Origin of the sequence: Streptomyces sp. NPDC101194 (assembly GCF_044767885.1) — a bacterium.
GTDB lineage: Bacteria > Actinomycetota > Actinomycetes > Streptomycetales > Streptomycetaceae > Streptomyces.
Window position 1 is genome coordinate 1,348,949 of the sequence record NZ_JBIWOS010000002.1, and the last position, 16,353, is coordinate 1,365,301.

17 protein-coding genes are annotated in these 16,353 nt (G+C 71.8%); 10 read left to right on the forward strand and 7 right to left on the reverse strand.

The window, feature by feature from the left end; all coding sequences use genetic code 11:
- Positions 1 to 12: 12 nt before the first annotated feature.
- Positions 13 to 2,313, forward strand: coding sequence for a protein kinase (locus ACIRP2_RS12810; RefSeq protein ID WP_404249242.1), 2,301 nt, complete (start codon positions 13 to 15; stop codon positions 2,311 to 2,313).
- A gap of 22 nt (positions 2,314 to 2,335) precedes the next feature.
- Here ACIRP2_RS12810 and ACIRP2_RS12815 read toward each other — a convergent pair whose 3' ends face one another.
- Complete coding sequence (locus ACIRP2_RS12815) at positions 2,336 to 2,941, reverse strand: PepSY domain-containing protein (protein WP_404249245.1); 606 nt, start codon at positions 2,939 to 2,941, stop codon at positions 2,336 to 2,338.
- 117 nt (positions 2,942 to 3,058) lie between these two features.
- Here ACIRP2_RS12815 and ACIRP2_RS12820 point away from each other — a divergent pair, with 117 nt between their 5' ends.
- On the forward strand, positions 3,059 to 3,721 hold the full coding sequence (locus ACIRP2_RS12820; protein WP_404249247.1) for a response regulator transcription factor: 663 nt from the start codon (positions 3,059 to 3,061) through the stop codon (positions 3,719 to 3,721).
- Positions 3,718 to 5,163 carry an ATP-binding protein gene (locus ACIRP2_RS12825; protein WP_404249249.1) on the forward strand — a complete coding sequence of 482 codons (1,446 nt, stop codon included), beginning with the start codon at positions 3,718 to 3,720 and terminating at the stop codon, positions 5,161 to 5,163. Before ACIRP2_RS12820 ends, ACIRP2_RS12825 begins: the two co-directional genes overlap by 4 nt.
- A gap of 135 nt (positions 5,164 to 5,298) precedes the next feature.
- On the opposite strand, the gene ACIRP2_RS12830 is transcribed toward ACIRP2_RS12825, so the two are convergent.
- The 4 genes from ACIRP2_RS12830 to ACIRP2_RS12845 all read right to left on the reverse strand — a co-directional run bounded on the left by ACIRP2_RS12830 (position 5,299) and on the right by ACIRP2_RS12845 (position 7,944).
- A complete protein-coding gene (locus tag ACIRP2_RS12830) occupies positions 5,299 to 5,775 on the reverse strand; it encodes a MarR family winged helix-turn-helix transcriptional regulator (RefSeq protein WP_393694483.1) in 477 nt (158 codons plus the stop codon).
- Between the two features lie 125 nt (positions 5,776 to 5,900).
- A complete protein-coding gene (locus tag ACIRP2_RS12835; protein WP_404249251.1) occupies positions 5,901 to 6,665 on the reverse strand; it encodes an AIM24 family protein in 765 nt (254 codons plus the stop codon).
- Entirely contained in the window at positions 6,662 to 7,312 is a 651-nt protein-coding gene (locus tag ACIRP2_RS12840) for an AIM24 family protein (protein ID WP_404249253.1), read from the reverse strand. The genes ACIRP2_RS12835 and ACIRP2_RS12840 overlap by 4 nt, the downstream gene beginning before the upstream one ends.
- Entirely contained in the window at positions 7,312 to 7,944 is a 633-nt protein-coding gene (locus ACIRP2_RS12845) for an AIM24 family protein (RefSeq protein WP_404249502.1), read from the reverse strand. Before ACIRP2_RS12845 ends, ACIRP2_RS12840 begins: the two co-directional genes overlap by 1 nt.
- A gap of 323 nt (positions 7,945 to 8,267) precedes the next feature.
- Here ACIRP2_RS12845 and ACIRP2_RS12850 point away from each other — a divergent pair, with 323 nt between their 5' ends.
- Both ACIRP2_RS12850 and ACIRP2_RS12855 read left to right on the forward strand, forming a co-directional pair.
- Complete coding sequence (locus tag ACIRP2_RS12850) at positions 8,268 to 8,618, forward strand: DUF3817 domain-containing protein (RefSeq protein ID WP_327244297.1); 351 nt, start codon at positions 8,268 to 8,270, stop codon at positions 8,616 to 8,618.
- Positions 8,615 to 8,908: an MTH1187 family thiamine-binding protein gene (locus ACIRP2_RS12855; protein WP_014048385.1), complete on the forward strand. Its 294-nt coding sequence runs from the start codon at positions 8,615 to 8,617 to the stop codon at positions 8,906 to 8,908. The genes ACIRP2_RS12850 and ACIRP2_RS12855 overlap by 4 nt, the downstream gene beginning before the upstream one ends.
- A 94-nt stretch (positions 8,909 to 9,002) precedes the next feature.
- Here ACIRP2_RS12855 and ACIRP2_RS12860 read toward each other — a convergent pair whose 3' ends face one another.
- A complete protein-coding gene (locus ACIRP2_RS12860; RefSeq protein WP_404249256.1) occupies positions 9,003 to 9,989 on the reverse strand; it encodes a DUF5937 family protein in 987 nt (328 codons plus the stop codon).
- Between the two features lie 73 nt (positions 9,990 to 10,062).
- Here ACIRP2_RS12860 and ACIRP2_RS12865 point away from each other — a divergent pair, with 73 nt between their 5' ends.
- The 4 genes from ACIRP2_RS12865 to ACIRP2_RS12880 all read left to right on the forward strand — a co-directional run bounded on the left by ACIRP2_RS12865 (position 10,063) and on the right by ACIRP2_RS12880 (position 14,279).
- Complete coding sequence (locus ACIRP2_RS12865) at positions 10,063 to 11,532, forward strand: MFS transporter (protein WP_404249258.1); 1,470 nt, start codon at positions 10,063 to 10,065, stop codon at positions 11,530 to 11,532.
- 32 nt (positions 11,533 to 11,564) lie between these two features.
- Positions 11,565 to 12,074: a MarR family winged helix-turn-helix transcriptional regulator gene (locus ACIRP2_RS12870; RefSeq protein ID WP_404249260.1), complete on the forward strand. Its 510-nt coding sequence runs from the start codon at positions 11,565 to 11,567 to the stop codon at positions 12,072 to 12,074.
- A gap of 63 nt (positions 12,075 to 12,137) precedes the next feature.
- Entirely contained in the window at positions 12,138 to 12,470 is a 333-nt protein-coding gene (locus ACIRP2_RS12875) for a DUF3817 domain-containing protein (protein WP_404249262.1), read from the forward strand.
- Positions 12,471 to 12,578: 108 nt separating this feature from the next.
- Positions 12,579 to 14,279 carry a methylmalonyl-CoA mutase gene (locus ACIRP2_RS12880; protein WP_404249264.1) on the forward strand — a complete coding sequence of 567 codons (1,701 nt, stop codon included), beginning with the start codon at positions 12,579 to 12,581 and terminating at the stop codon, positions 14,277 to 14,279.
- An 81-nt stretch (positions 14,280 to 14,360) separates the two neighbouring features.
- Here ACIRP2_RS12880 and ACIRP2_RS12885 read toward each other — a convergent pair whose 3' ends face one another.
- Positions 14,361 to 14,990: a TetR/AcrR family transcriptional regulator gene (locus tag ACIRP2_RS12885; RefSeq protein WP_404249266.1), complete on the reverse strand. Its 630-nt coding sequence runs from the start codon at positions 14,988 to 14,990 to the stop codon at positions 14,361 to 14,363.
- Between the two features lie 318 nt (positions 14,991 to 15,308).
- On the opposite strand from ACIRP2_RS12885, the gene ACIRP2_RS12890 reads away from it, so the two are divergent.
- Positions 15,309 to 16,286 (forward strand): tetratricopeptide repeat protein, encoded by a 978-nt coding sequence (locus ACIRP2_RS12890; protein WP_404249268.1) that lies wholly within the window; start codon positions 15,309 to 15,311, stop codon positions 16,284 to 16,286.
- Positions 16,287 to 16,353: the final 67 nt, after the last annotated feature.

Here is a 16,353-nt window from a genome sequence, read left to right on the forward strand (position 1 = left end):
AGGAGCCGCGCAGTGATCGAGCCGCTTCCGCCCGGCCGGGCCCGGCTGATCGGCCCCTACCAACTGCTGGGGCTGCTGGGCGCGGGCGGCATGGGCGAGGTGTATCTGGCCCGGCCGGCCGGTGCGCGGGACCCGCTCGGCGGTCTGGTCGCGCTGAAGACCGTGCGGCCGGATCTCGATCTGGACGACGGCTTCCGGATCCGCTTCCGCCGCGAGATCGACGCGGCGGGCGCCGTCCGCAGTCCGCACACCGCGGCCCTCGTCGGCGGCGACGCGAGCGGCCGACTGCCCTGGCTGGCGACGGAGTACGTACCGGGCCCCTCGCTCGCAGAGGCGGTGACCCGCGGCGGGCCGATGCCCGAGCCGGTGGTGCGCGAGATGGGTGCGGGTCTCGCCCGCGCGCTCGCCGACATGCACGCCGTACGCGTCCTGCACCGCGACCTCAAGCCGGGCAACGTGCTGCTCGGTGCGGACGGGCCGAAGGTGATCGACTTCGGGATCGCCCAGGCCTTCGACGCCACCCAGCTCACCCGGACCGGCGTGGTCGTGGGCAGCCCGGGCTACATCTCGCCCGAGCACGTCAACGGCTCACGGTCGCTCGTACCGGCGTCGGACGTCTTCTGTCTCGGTGCGGTGCTCGCTTTCGCGGCGACCGGGCGGGGACCGTTCGACGACTCCGACATGGCGGCCGTGATCTTCCGGATCTCCCAGGGCGAGGCCGAACTCTCCGGCGTGCCACCGCGGTTGCGTGCGGTGATCGAGAAGTGCCTGCACAGCGACGCCGAGGCCCGGCCGACGCCTCGGCAACTGGTCGGCATGCTGCTGCCGGGAGACCGGGCGGGCGCGGCGGCCGGCGGACCGTTCCCCTGGACGGAGGCGATCCGGGGGCAGCTCGCCGCGCACGCGGCGGGAGCGCGCGCCGTCGCGGCGGCGGCCGCGTTCTCGGCCGCCGCACCGGCACTGCCGTTCCACTCCCCGGATCCCGTCGGGCCCGCCCTGGCGCCGACGCCTGTCGTGCCCGTGGCGGTACCGGGTGACGGACGGGGGCACAAAAGGCTGTGGATCGGGCTCGCGGCAGCGGCCACGGCGGTGTGCGCGGTGCTGGGGACGGTACTGCTGCCGGGTCACTTCAGCGACGGTGGAGGCGACGTCGGCGCGGGCGGAACCGGCGGTGGAGGCGCGCGGCCGACCGTCTCCGCCTCCCGGGCCGGGCGGACCGAGGCGGGGCCCGCTGTCGTTCCCGGCGCGGACGCGGGTCGCACCGGCGATTTCGGGACGGGCGCTGCCGACGCTTCCATCAGGCCCGCGGGCTGGCAGCCCTGGCACGCCAAGATCGCGGCGGGCCGGGTGCGGTGCGTGCTCGCGGACACCTCCCTGGTCTGCGGCGGCCCGGAGCGCATCACCGTGCTGGACGCCGCGAACGGCGAGCGGCGCTGGCAGACCCCGCCGGGAAAGGCGGGCACCGGACCGGCCTCGGTGGCCGCGGTCATCGGCACCACCGTGTACGCCTTCGAGGACGGCGCCCTGGTGGCACTGGGCCTTGCCGACGGTGCCGAGAAGTGGCGGGACGCGCAGGCCGGCGACGCACGGGTGGTCGACTCCCTCCGGTCCGGCGGCGTCCTCTACTACGCCACGAAGTCCGCGGGCACCGGTACCGGCCGGATCGTCGCCCATCGACTCACCGGCAAGCACGCACGCATGTGGGACACGCCGTGGGACGCCCCGGCCGCCGAAGCGGAACTGGCCTTCGCCGACGGCCGGCTGGCCGTGGCCGGCGACGGCATCACCGTCCTGAAGGGCGCGGACGGCGCCCGGCTGGGGGCCGTCGCGGCCGGTGACGTGACCTGCCGCACGCCCGTTCTGAGGGGGGCGGAGCTGCTCTGCTCGGGCCCGGACGGGCTGACGGTCGTCGAGGTGACGGCCCCGCAGAACCGCCGGACCATCGCCGACGGCCTCGATGTCGCCTACCGGCCCGCCGTCGCTCCGGACGGCACGGTCGTGGTGAGCACCCGGCACCGGGTGTACGCGTTCGGGCTCGCCGACGGACGGCAGATCTGGGCGACGCCCGACGCGGTCGACCACTCCGGCGCGCCGGTCGTCGTCGGCGACCGCGCTTACCTCGTCACTCCCGAGGGTTACCTGGAGTCCTACGACTTCGCCCGCGAGGGGCAGGGCACCCCGGTCAACACCAAGCGATATGACGGATGGCCGGACTCCGAGGTCGACCCCCGTGCCGTCTCCCTGCTGGTGAAGGGGGACGTGGTGTTCGCGGGCATGGACCAGGGCACCGTGATCTCCGGGTACGCGCCCTGACGGTCCGCCCGGAAACCGCCCCTCAGTCGTCGTCCCCGTGGTCCTCGTCCCGGTCGTGGTCGTCGTCCACCCGGTCCGCCGTCACCTTGCCCGTCCTCGCGTCGACGTCCAGCTCGTGCTGCTTGCCGTCCTTGCCCCGGACGTCCACCTCCCAGCGCAGCGCCCCGCCGCCGCGGCCGTCGTGGTCGTCCAGGTCGACCGATGTCACCGTCCCGGGCGTCGCCCTCAGCGCGGCGTCGACCGCCGCGTTCAGCGACACGGGGGCGGATTGGGGCGCCTGGCGGTCGCGGTCGTCGTCATCGTCGGAGACGTGCCGGCCGAGCACCTTGCCGTTGCCCGCGTCCACGGTCACGTCGTGCCGGACCTTGTCGGAGCCGTACACGTCGAGCTCCCAGACCTGCCCGCCGTCCTCGTCGTCCAGCTCGGCCTCGGTGACCGTGCCCGGGACGGCCCCGACGGCGGCCGCGACCGCGTCCTCGACACCGACACGGGCGGTGCCGCCGCTCGCCGCGCTGCTCCTGGCCTCGCGGTCGTGGCCGTCGTCGTCCGCGAGGGCGACGGCCGTGGCGGCTGTGCCGCCGACGAGCACGGCCGCGGTGACGGCGGCGATGACGATCTTGCGCTTCATGAGGGTTCCTCCCCGTATCGGGACGGTTACGACATGGTCCACACTGCCGGGGTGATGCTGAACGCAGCCTGAAGCCGCCTGAAGCCGTCTTCAGGTTCGGTTTGCGACCCTGTGCACATGCGCCTGTTGATCGTGGAGGACGAGAAGCGGCTGGCGACGTCCCTGGCCGCGGGGCTCACCGCCGAGGGCTTCGCCGTGGACGTCGTGCACGACGGTCTCGAAGGGCTGCACCGGGCCGCCGAAGGGGCGTACGACCTCGTCGTTCTCGACATCATGCTGCCCGGGATGAACGGCTACCGGGTCTGCGCCGCCCTGCGCGCCGCCGGCCACGAGACGCCGATCCTGATGCTGACGGCGAAGGACGGGGAGTACGACGAGGCGGAGGGCCTGGACACCGGGGCCGACGACTACCTGACCAAGCCCTTCTCCTATGTCGTCCTGGTGGCCAGGATCCGGGCGCTGCTGCGGCGCCGGGGCGGGGGTTCCGCCTCTCCTGTGGTCACCGTCGGCGCGCTGCGCATGGACACCGCCGCCCGTCGCGTGCACCTCGGCACGGCCGAGATCACCCTCACCACCAAGGAGTTCGCGGTGCTGGAACAGCTGGCGCTGCGGCCCGGTCAGGTGGTGAGCAAGACGGACATCCTGGAGCACGTCTGGGACTTCGCCTACGACGGCGACCCGAACATCGTCGAGGTGTACGTCAGCGCGCTGCGGCGCAAGCTCGGCGCGACGGCCATCCGCACGGTGCGCGGGGCCGGATACCGGCTGGAGGCGCTGTGAGGTCGGTACGGGCCAGGGCCGCGCTCGGCGCCACCGTGGTCGTCGCCCTCGCGCTGGTCGGGGCCGGGCTCGCCGTACTCCTCGTGCTGCGGGCCAACCTCACCGACCAGGCCGGTCTGCAGGCCGAGGTGGTGGCCCGCGAGGTGGCCGGGCAGCTGGCCCTCGATGTGCCGTACGACCGGCTGGAGATGCGCGAGGAGGAGGACCATCCGGTCCAGGTGACCGACGAGGACGGGCGCGTGGTGGCCGTCTCCAAGGACCTGCAGGCGATCTCCGGCACCGGTACGGGGCAGGTCACCCCGGCCCCGACGGCGGCCGCAGGGGGCTCCAGCGGTTCCGACGACGACGACGCGAGCGATGACGACGACCGGCAGCACAGTGCCCCCGGCCGGGGCGAAGTCGACTCCGGAGACCCGGACTTCCACAACGGCACCGCGACCGTCGACGGTGAGACGGCCGACTACCGCTTCGCGACCGTCGAAGCGACCACCTCCACCGGGGTGACCCTGACCGTCCACGCGGGCGCCCCGCTGGCCGCCGAGCAGGAGGCCGTGGGCAGCGTGCGCGGCGCGATGCTGATCGGACTGCCGGTGCTGCTGCTCGTCGTCGCCGGGGTGACCTGGCTGGTGACCAGGCGGGCGCTGCGTCCGGTCGAGGGCATCCGGCGCGAGATGGCCGCGATCACGGCGTCCGAGGATCTGAGCCGGCGCGTGCCGGAGCCCGGTTCCGGTGACGAGATCGCCCGGCTGGCCCGTACCACCAACGAGACCCTTACGGCACTGGAGGCGTCGGTGGAGCGGCAGCGGCGCTTCGTGGCCGACGCCTCGCACGAACTGCGCAGCCCGATCGCCTCGTTGCGCACCCAGTTGGAGGTGGGTGCCGCGCATCCGGAGCTGCTGGACGTACCCGGCGCGGTCGCCGACACCGTTCGACTGCAGGCACTGGCGGCCGATCTGCTGCTGCTCGCCCGGCTGGACGCGGGGGAGCGGCCGGGACGCACCACGCTGGACCTGGGCGCGCTCGTCCACGAGGAGGTCTCGCAGCGCACCGGCGACCGCATTCCGGCGGCCGTGTCGGTGCCCGAATCCGGCGGGTTCGAAGTGACCGGCTCCCGTGGGCAGTTGGCGCGGGTGATCGGCAATCTGCTGGACAACGCCGAACGTCACGCGGAGCGCGCGGTGGCGATCTCGGTACGTGCGGAGCGGGGTGGCGTCGTCGTCGCGGTCACCGACGACGGGGCGGGGGTGCCGCCGGGCGAGCGTGAGCGGATCTTCGAGCGGTTCGTGCGACTCGACGACGCCCGCACGCGGGACGAGGGCGGCGCCGGTCTGGGCCTCGCCATCGCCCGCGACGTCGCGTCCCGGCACGGGGGCCGGCTGACGGTGAAGGGTGCGCGGGAGGGCGGTGCACGGTTCGAGCTGTGGCTGCCGAGCGCCGGCTGAACGCCGTCCTGCGGCGGTTCGCGTCCCGAGCGGGGCACGGCCGCCGTTCCGCCGAGGTCACACCTTCCGGGCAGCCCGGGGCCGCCTCGTCGCCGCCCCGTTCCGAGCCGTGCGAGACCGTCTTCCCGCCGTGGGTCACACCTTGCCGCGTCGCCCCCGCAGGTGATCGGCGACCGGTGCCAGCGCCGCGTGCAGGTCCGCCAGCGCCTCCGGCGTCAACAGGTCCATGAAGTGTTTGCGTACCGACGCCACGTGGTGCGGAGCCACCTTCCGCATCGTCTCGGCGCCGTCCTCGGTGAGGACCGCGTACAGACCGCGCCGGTCGGACTCGCAGTTCTCCCTGCGGACCAGGCCGGCGTTCTCCATACGGGTGATCTGGTGCGAGAGCCTGCTCTTGGACTGCAGCGTCGCGGCGGCGAGGTCGCTCATCCGCATGCGCTGGTCGTCCGACTCCGAGAGGTTGACCAGGATCTCGTAGTCGTTGTTGGTCAGGCCGAACGGCTGGAGATCCTTCTCCAGCTGGTGCATCAGCAGCCTGCTGACGTCCAGGTGGGTGCGCCAGGCGCACTGCTCCGCGTCGTTCAGCCAACGGGTGGCCGTCTCGGTCTCCATATATGGATTCTACCTAAGAAGTTGAAAGCCGGACGAAGTGGGGAAGTGTGACGCCCGGCACCCGCTCGGAGCCGGGCTCGGGTGCGGGGTGCAGACGTTCGACGTCACACTCCGCAGACTACCGTTCACCAACCGAAGCGACGCTGGAGGTCCCCGAGCTGACCGGCCGGACGGGACGAGGAGCCGGGTTGACCCGGTTGGCCGGGCACCCCGGCCTGCGCCGGTGTCGCCCCCGTGGGCAGCTCGGGCATCAGCGCCTCGGTCGACTGGAGCAGCACCGTACCCGCGCCGACGAACTCGAACTGGTGCTCCTCGCCGGAGGTGCCGCCGAACCCCGTCATCGACCGCAGTCCGCCCAGCACGCCCGTCATGTAGCCGTGGTCGTAGTGGTGGCACGGCGAGGGGCAGTCCGCCCAGCCCACCAGGGCCTGCGGGTCGACCCGCAGCGGCGGCTCCATGAAGACCACCGGGCCGTTGGAGGCGGCCACGAACCTGCCCGTGCCGATCAGCGTCAGGAAGCCCGGCACGATCGACTGCTTGAGAGCCAGCGTCGGCTGGTACGCCAGCAGGTTGCCGGACCGGATCGTCAGGTTCCCGTCGTCCAGGTCGTACGAGTTCACGTCGAAGGCGCGGTCCGCGAGCAGCATCTTGCCGCTGCCCTCGGCCACCACCCAGTCGCTCGCGTGCAGCGGCGAGTGGAAGCTCGTACGGAGCAGCCGCTCGAAGCGGCCGTGACCGATGCCGTCGAACTCGATGTGCCCGTAGTAGGCGATCATCTTGCCCTTCTGCAGGAACCACTGGCTCCCTTTGAGTTCGACGCAGAAGGTGTACGCGTTGACGTTGTCGTCCGACGGCAGTGTCATCGGGTCGAAGACCACGGGCGTGCTCACAGCTTCTCCTCCGAGGCCTGGACGTACACCGCTCCACTGCCGCTCAGCTCCAGCTGGAACGCCTCGCCGGAGCCGCGCCCCACCATGTCGCGCCAACCGAGCGCGGTGGAGAGCTTGTTGCGCACGTCGCCGTGGTGCGCGACATACGCCTGCGGGTCCACGTGCACCTCGCGGCCCGGGGTGATCGGCAGCTCGATCACCCCGCCGTGTGCCATCACGGCGACCGCGCCATGACCCTGGAGAGTGGTGGTGAACAGCCCCTGCCCGGTCACCTGGCCGCGAACCATGCCCATCACCCCGCCCTGCGAACCCATGAACATCGTGCCCTGCCGGAGCGTCCCGTCGAAGGCGAGCAACCGGTCGGCCTCCACGTAGAGGGTGTCGCCGGACAGGTTGATCACCTGGATGTGGTGGCCGCCGTGGCCGAACATCACCGTGCCGTTGCCCTCCACCGTCATCAGCGGGGTCGCCTCGCCCGCCACCCGGCGGCCGATCATCGACATCACGCCGCCCTGGCCGCCCTGGATGTTCGGCGTGAACGAGACCTCGCCGCGACAGGCCAGCATCGCTCCGCGCTGGCTGTACATCTTCTGGCCGGGAAGCACGGTCGCCTCGACCATCTTCGAGTTGATCTCACGGAACGGCATCAGACATCGCCCCCGATGGTGTTCCGCTCGCTCGGCTGGACGTAGACGACTCCCTCGCCCTCGAACCTGATCTGGAAGGACTCGCCCGAACCCTCGCCGATCAGCGTCCGGAAGTTCACCCCGGACTGGAAGTGCTGCCGCAGGCTGCCCTGGTGCGCGATGTAGGCGCCGGGGTCGACGAACAGCGGGTACTGGGCGGAGACCCGCAGCGCCACGGCCGAACCGTCCGACATGATCGCCGCCTGGCCGGTGCCCTCGACGGTCGTGGTGAACAGGCCGTTGCCCGTCGCTCCGCCGCGCAGGCCGGTGAAGGTGGTGCCGGTGCGCAGCCCGGCCTCGGTGCACAGCAGATTGCTCGCCTCGACGTAGAGCTTGTCGCCGCGCAGCGAGACGAGGCTGATCTCGCTCGCACGGTCGGCGAAGTAGCAGGTGCCCTGCCCCTTCACCTCCATCACGGACATCTGTTCGCCGGTCAGCCGGCGCGTCACCATGCCGCGCAGGCCGTCACCGCCACCGGTCATCTTCTTGAACGTCATCCGGCCGTCGTACGCGACCATCGAGCCGTTCTTCGCCTTGACGGCGTCGCCGGTCAGGTCGACGGCGAGCGTTCTGCTGCCTTGGAGTCGGAACATTGCCACGGAGCCGACGGTAGCGGCCGGACACCGGCCGGGACAGGGCCGCAGGGTGGAACAGGCACCCTGAACCGCCCCTGATACGCATCCGGTACGGGACCCGTACGTGATCGGGACGTATCCCGTACGGCGCGACGACGGAACGGGACGCGTCCCGGCGACGTGCGACGGGGAGCGACGGCGGCCCCCTCAGGACATGACGGCGGAAGTGACCGGAGACATACGGCCCCCGGCGCCGGGTTCCGTCCGTGTCGATGCCACAATGGGTTGCGCTTGTGCCTCCGTTCACAAGCCGTCACGACCCTCCCACCGAAGGTGCCCTCGTGGACATCAAGACCGCTACCGCCCTGCACCGGCTGCGCCTCATCTCGATTCCCGAGGCGCTCTCCTTCCCCGCGCTGATCATCTTCGGCTCGATCCTCAGCCGGGTCTCCGACATCGACTTCCTGATGATGCCGCTCGGCATCCTGCACGGTGTGCTCTTCGTGATCTACGCCGTCCTGCTCCTCGACGTCTGGTCAAAGACCAAGTGGCCGTTCAAGCGCGTCGCGTTCTTCTTCCTCCTCGCACTGCTGCCGTTCGGCGGTCTGTACGGCGACAAGGTGCTCAAGCGGTACGAGGCCGACGGCGTCATCGCCGCCCGCGCCCGCCGGGAAGGCGTGGTCAGCGCATGATCGTCGCGTTCTCGGTCAGCCCGCTGGGCGTCGGCGAGGATGTCGGCGAGTACGTCGCCGACGCCGTCCGGGTCGTGCGGGAGTCCGGGCTGCCCAACCGTACGGACGCCATGTTCACCTCCGTCGAGGGCGAGTGGGACGAGGTCATGGACGTCGTCAAGCGGGCCGTCGCCGCCGTCGAGGCCCGTGCCGGACGTGTCTCCCTGGTCCTGAAGGCGGACATCAGGCCCGGTGTCACCGACGGCCTGACGTCCAAGGTCGAGACCGTCGAGCGGTACCTGGCGGACTGAGCACCCGTCCGCCCGTCCCGCTCCCAGACGAGCCCCCGCGCCCACCCGGCCGGGGGCTCGTCCCGTTCCCGCGCGCTGCCCCGGTGTGCGGCGCTCAGGGGGCTCCCGCCGCCACCGCGATGCCCAGCGGTGTGCGTTCGTACAGCACCTGGTGGCCGTACCGGCGCGAGGTGAGCAGGCCCGCGGCGCGCAGCACCGACAGATGCTCCGACACCGACGAGGGCGCAAGGGAGAGCCGGTGCGCCAGCGTCGTCGTCCCGGCGGGTTCGTCGAGCGCGCACAGGATGTCGGCCCTGGCCCGTCCGAGCAGCCGGGCCAGGGCATCCGGGGTGCGGTCCGAGGACTCCGTCCACAGCCCCCCGATACCGCGCGCCGGGTAGATCACGGCCGGCTGCCAGGGCGGCTCGTACCCACCGACCACCTCCGGCCAGACGAAGACGCTGGGCATCAGGACCAGCCCCTCACCGCCGAGCACCCGGGAATGGTCGCCGCGTGTGCCGGTGACCGTGAGCGTCGAACCGCTCCAGTGCAGCTGCGGGCTCAGCTCGCCGAGCAGTCGCTCGAAGCCGAGTTCGGCGAGGCGCCGTGAGTGGTAGGCGATGTCCGCCTCCAACAGGGCACGCAGACGCGGCCAGTGCGGCTCGACCATCACCCGCCAGGCCCGTTCCAGCAGATCCGCCAGCTCCCGGACCGTCCGCGCGGGATCGGCCAGCATCCGCCGCGCGGCGGGCGAACCGAGACCGCCGGGCATGCCGACGAGGGCCTGCGCCATGTCGTCCCGGGCCGCCTGCGGATCGACCGCGCGGACGGCGGCGATCTCCTCCTCGAAGGTGGCCAGGGGGCCGAGCGGGGGCGGGCAGATGAAGTCGGGGTTGTGCCCGCCGTCGGGCATCAGCCGCCACAGCGGCGCGAGGTCCAGTCCGGCGGCGGCCTCGCCGATCCGGCGCAGCCAGGGCAGGTGGTAGCCGTGCCCGCCGGGCCGGCCGAGCGTGCGCACGGCCGCCTGCGTCTCCCAGAGCGGGGAGAGCGCGAAGCGGCAGCGGAGCAGGTCGCTCTCGTCGAAGTGGAGATGGAACGGCACGAGGGACTCCGGCAGGATTCGGCGTCAGCCGAAAGTCTATGGGCGGGCCGCACGGTTCGGCCAGGCTGCGGCCATGCCGAACGACGACCGTACGCAGGCGGGCACACCCCGCACCGCCCCCGCCCCCGACGTGCCGTTCCCGGCATGCGTCCCGGAGCCCCGCGACGACCCGCACGACCCGAGCGGCGGACCGGGGCTCCGGGGCGGGGCGGACGGTGACGCCGGGCCTCCCGGCGCGGCCGGAGGGGCCGGTGCCGACGTCCCCGGCAGTGCGCCCGGCCCCGGTGCCGCCGCCGACGGGGGAGCGGGACCGGGCACGGAGGGCGGCTACCGGGCCGTGTTCCGGGTGCGGGAGTTCCGGGCGGTGTTCGCGGCGCACCTGCTCTCGCTGCTGGGCGTGGTCGTCAGCGAACTCGCCCTCACCGTCCTCGTCTACGACCTCACCGGCTCGCCGCTGCTCTCCGCCCTCACCTTCGCGCTGGGCCTCCTCCCCTACCTCGTCGGCGGCACGCTCTTCGCCGGGGTCGCCGACCGTTATCCCGCACGCCGTGTCCTCGTCGTCTGCGATCTGGTCTGCGCCTGCTGCGTCGCCGTCATGGTGCTGCCGGGCACCCCCGTCGGCGCGCTCCTCGCGCTGCGGTGCGCCGTGGCGGCGGTCGCGCCCGTGTTCTCCGGGACGCGGACCGCCGCCCTCGCCGACATCCTCGGCGAGGGCGACCTCTACGTCCTGGGCCGTTCGCTGCTGCGGATCGTCTCGCAGAGCGCCCTCCTTGCCGGTTTCGGCGTCGGCGGGGCGTTGCTGGCGGCTCTGTCGCCGCGCGGCGCGATCACGGTCACCGTCGGCACGTTCTGCTGCTCGGCGCTGCTGCTCCGCTTCGGCACCCGCCCCAGGCCCGCCCGCCTGGTCGCGGCGGGCGAGGGCGGCGCCGGAATGCTGCGGGACTCCCTCGCCGGAGCACGGGCCGTCTTCGCCGACCGCGGGATCCGGGCGCTGCTGCTGCTCTTCTGGGTGCCCGCCTTCTTCGTGGTCGCGCCGGAGGCCCTGGCCGCCCCCTACGCCGACGCGGTCGGCCTGGGGCCCGCGGCGCTGGGCCTGCTGATGGGCGCGATGGCCGTCGGCCACATCGGGGCGGAGCTCTGGGCGGGCTCCGCCCTCGATCCCCGCACCCGCTCCAGGATCGTGCTGCCCACGGCCGCCCTCGGGCTGCTTCCGCTGACGCTGTACGCCTCCCGGCCCGGCATGTCGCTCACCCTCGTCGCCCTGGTGCTGGCCGGGGCGGGGGGCGCGTACATCATCGGGCTCGACCAGTGGTTCGTCGACGCGGTGCCGGAGGTGCTGCGGGGCAGGGCGATGACCCTGCTCACCGCCGGACTGATGACGATCCAGGGGCTCGGCATGGCCCTCGCGGGGCTGGCCGCGGAGTTCTTCCCGGTCCACCAGGTCGTCGCCGCCTCCGGGGTGATCGGCACCCTGTGTACGCTGCTGGTCGTCCGGGAGGTCCAGAGAACGGGAGTCCGGTACCGAAGTCCGAGACGGGGCTGACCAGCATATGACCAGTGGGTAAGGTCGATGCCGTGCCGAAGCCGCTCAGTCTCCCCTTCGATCCCATCGCCCGCGCCGACGAACTCTGGCAGCAGCGCTGGGGCCCGGTGCCCTCGATGGGGGCGATCACCTCGATCATGCGCGCGCAGCAGATCCTGCTCGCCGAGGTCGACGCGGTCGTCAAGCCGTACGGACTGACCTTCGCGCGGTACGAGGCGCTGGTGCTGCTCACCTTCTCCAAGGCGGGGGAGTTGCCGATGTCCAAGATCGGTGAGCGGCTCATGGTCCACCCCACCTCCGTCACGAACACCGTGGACCGGCTGGTGCGCTCCGGCCTGGTCGCCAAGCGCCCCAACCCGAACGACGGCCGCGGAACCCTCGCCTCCATCACCGACAGGGGCCGCGAGGTCGTCGAGGCGGCGACCAAGGACCTGGTCGACATGGAGTTCGGCCTCGGTGTGTACGACGCCGAGGAGTGCGCGGAGATCTTCGCCATGCTGCGGCCGCTGCGGATCGCGGCCCAGGATTTCGAGGAACCGTAGGACAACATTTCGAGGCCCGGGCCGCTGCAAGATCGCCCAGGGCGTCCGGTTACGCTCGATTCCATGAAACGCAGTGTGCTGACCCGGTACCGGGTGATGGCCTACGTCACCGCAGTCATGTTGCTGGTGCTCTGCACCTGCATGGTCTTCAAGTACGGCTTCGACATGGGCAAGGATCTGACGCTCGTCGTCTCCCAGATCCATGGCGTGCTCTACATCATCTACCTGATCTTCGCCTTCGACCTGGGCTCCAAGGCGAAGATGCCGGTGGGCAAGCTGCTCTGGGTGCTGATCTCCGGCACCATCCCGACGGCCGCGTTCTTCGTCGAGCGCAAGGTCGTCCGCGAGATCGAGCCGCTGGTCGCCGACGCTTCCCCCGTGGCCGTCAAGGCCTGAACCGCGGGCCGGGAGACCGGCCGCACCGCACCACCCGAACCGCCCCGTGCGAAGCACCGGGCGGTTTGCCATCGACATTTACTAGGACGTCCTAGTAAATTCGATGGTATGGACGCTGACGCGATCGAGGAGGGCCGCCGCCGCTGGCAGGCCCGTTACGACAAGGCCCGCAAGCGTGACGCGGACTTCACCACGCTCTCCGGAGACCCCGTGGAGCCCGTGTACGGCCCCCGCCCGGGGGACACGTACGAGGGCTTCGAGCGGATCGGCTGGCCCGGCGAGTACCCCTTCACCCGGGGGCTCCACCCGACCGGCTACCGCGGCCGGACCTGGACCATCCGCCAGTTCGCCGGCTTCGGCAACGCCGAGCAGACCAATGAGCGCTACAAGATGATCCTCGCCGCGGGCGGCGGCGGGCTCAGTGTCGCCTTCGACATGCCGACCCTGATGGGCCGCGACTCCGACGACCCCCGCTCGCTCGGCGAGGTCGGGCACTGCGGCGTGGCCATCGACTCCGCCGCCGACATGGAGATCCTCTTCAAGGACATCCCGCTCGGCGACGTCACGACGTCCATGACGATCAGCGGACCCGCCGTCCCCGTCTTCTGCATGTACCTGGTCGCCGCCGAGCGCCAGGGCGTCGACCCGGGCGTCCTCAACGGCACGCTCCAGACGGACATCTTCAAGGAGTACATCGCGCAGAAGGAGTGGCTCTTCCAGCCCGAGCCCCATCTGCGCCTCATCGGCGACCTGATGGAGCACTGCGCCCGCGACATCCCCGCCTACAAGCCGCTCTCCGTCTCCGGCTACCACATCCGGGAGGCCGGGGCGACGGCCGCGCAGGAACTCGCGTACACCCTCGCCGACGGCTTCGGCTACGTGGAGCTCGGCCTCTCCCGCGGGCTGGACGTCGACACCTTCGCGCCCGGCCTCTCCTTCTTCTTCGACGCGCACCTCGACTTCTTCGAGGAGATCGCCAAGTTCCGTGCGGCCCGCCGGATCTGGGCCCGCTGGATGAAGGAGACGTACGGCGCCAAGACCGACAAGGCGCAGTGGCTCCGCTTCCACACCCAGACCGCCGGTGTCTCGCTCACCGCCCAGCAGCCGTACAACAACGTCGTGCGGACGGCGGTCGAGGCACTCTCCGCGGTCCTGGGCGGTACCAACTCGCTGCACACCAACGCCCTCGACGAGACACTCGCGCTCCCCTCCGAGCAGGCCGCCGAGATCGCGCTGCGCACCCAGCAGGTGCTGATGGAGGAGACCGGCGTCGCCAACGTGGCCGACCCGCTGGGCGGTTCCTGGTACGTGGAGCAGCTCACCGACCGGATCGAGGCCGACGCCGAGAAGATCTTCGACCAGATCAAGGAGCGCGGCACCCGGGCCCACCCGGACGGGCAGCACCCCATCGGGCCGATCACCTCCGGCATCCTGCGCGGCATCGAGGACGGCTGGTTCACCGGCGAGATCGCCGAGTCCGCCTTCCGGTACCAGCAGTCGCTGGAGAAGGGCGACAAGCGCGTCGTCGGCGTCAACGTCCATCACGGCTCGGTCACCGGCGACCTGGAGATCCTGCGGGTCAGTCACGAGGTCGAGCGCGAGCAGGTCCGGGTGCTCGGCGGCCGCAAGGACGCCCGCGACGACGCCCGGGTCAAGTCGGCGCTGGACGCGATGCTGGCCGCCGCCCGCGACGGCTCCAACATGATCGCGCCGATGCTCGACGCGGTACGGGCCGAGGCGACGCTCGGTGAGATCTGCGGGGTCCTGCGCGAGGAGTGGGGCACCTACACGGAGCCGCCCGGCTTCTGACGAGCGGGCGGCGGCGACCTGGTGTCGCCTTCGGGGCGCACCGGGAGCGTCACCGTGCCCGGCCGCCGCGGCCCGTCCGGTTCAGCCGGAGGCCACCGCGCCCAGCCCCGCGAGCAGCAGTACGGTGAAGCGCCGGGCCCAGTCCGCGTCGACGGGCTCGGCGCTCACCAGGGCCCGGTGCACGACCGCGCCGGCGATCACATCGAAGATCAGATCGGCGGTCGTCGCCGCCACGGCCTCGTCCTGCTCGACGGGCAACTCCCCGCGTTCCTGGGCCCGTCGGCGGCCCTGGAGCACCAGCCGCTTCTGCCGGTCGACGATCGAGTCGCGGATCCGGGTCCGCAGGGCCTCGTCACGGGTCGACTCCGCGATCACCGCCATCAGCGCCGTCCGGGTCTCCGGCCGCTCCAGCAGCGCGGCGAACTGCAGGACCACCGCCTGCACATCGGCCGACAGGCTGCCCAGGTCGGGCAGTTCCAACTCGTCGAAAAGGACCGCGACGGCGTCCACGACCAGCTCGTTCTTGCCCGCCCACCGGCGGTACAGAGTGGTCTTGGCGACTCCGGCCCGCGTCGCCACGTCGCCCATCGTCAGCTTCGACCAGCCGAGGTCGACCAGGGAGGCCCTGGTCGCCTCCAGGATCGCTTCATCGGCCGCGGCGCTGCGCGGACGCCCCGTTCGAACGGGTTTGGGGTTGCTGTGGCTCAGCATGCCGCGACCATACCGGTCAGTAAGTAGAACCGACCGGCCTCGTTCGCCGTGAGACAGATCACCGAACACACTTGTGCGCGAGGGGTTCCCGGCAGTTACGCTACGGGTCGTAGCGTAACGACGACGGTCGTGCCGTCGTGACGCCACGACCGAACGACAGCCACAGGCACCGGGTGGGGACCCGGCGCCGGAACGGGCCATTCAGGGGCCCTCGGGCCGTGTCTGTCCGTGCGCCCCGCACTCCGGTGGGGACCCGCGGACGGGTGCGGTTCCCGGATCGCTTTCCGTATCGGTGCGCCGAGGGGGGAGGATGTACGTATGCAGCCTAGGAACATGTCCATGAGCGGCGTCGTCGACCTCGCCGCGGTGAAGGCGGCCGGCGAGGCCAAGGTGAAGGCGGAGCAGGCCCGCGCCGAGGCCGCCCGGCAGGGTGGTGGCGGTGCCGTGTCGCCGTCCGCCCTGGTGATCGACGTCGATGAAGCGGGATTCGAGAGCGATGTCCTGCAGCGCTCCGCCGAGGTCCCGGTCGTCATCGACTTCTGGGCCGAGTGGTGCGAACCGTGCAAGCAGCTGGGCCCGCTCCTGGAGCGTCTGGCCCGCGAGTACAACGGCCGCTTCGTGCTGGCCAAGGTCGATGTCGACGCCAACCAGATGCTGATGCAGCAGTTCGGCATCCAGGGCATCCCGGCGGTCTTCGCCGTCGTCGCCGGGCAGGCCCTCCCGCTCTTCCAGGGCGCGGCCCCCGAGGCCCAGATCCGGCAGACGCTCGACCAGTTGATCCAGGTCGGCGAGGAGCGGTTCGGGCTCACCGGGATCGTGGTCGACCAGGACGCCGCCGCCGAGGGAGCCGACCAGGCTCCGGCCGAGGCACCCGCGGGTCCGTACGACGCCCTGCTCGAAGCGGCCGTACAGGCCCTGGACGCCAGTGACTTCGCCGGTGCCATCCAGGCGTACCGGAACATCCTGTCCGACGACCCGGCCAACACGGAGGCCAAGCTCGGTCTCGCCCAGGCCGAACTGCTCGCCCGGGTCAAGGACATGGATCCGCAGCAGGTCCGCAAGGACGCCGCGGACAACCCCGCCGACGTCGCGGCGCAGCTCGCGGCCGCCGACCTGGATCTCGTCGGCGGGCACGTCGAGGACGCCTTCGGCCGGCTCGTCGAGACGGTGCGCCGTCACTTCGGCGACGAGCGGGACACGGCGCGTCTGCGGTTGTTGGAGCTGTTCGAGGTGATCGGTCCCGACGATCCGCGGGTCGGCGCCGCGCGGACGGCGCTGGCGCGGGTCTTGTTCTGATGTGACAACGCGGCCGTGGCACCCTCTGGGTGTCACGGCCGTTTTCGCGAGCGGGCGATAAGAGACG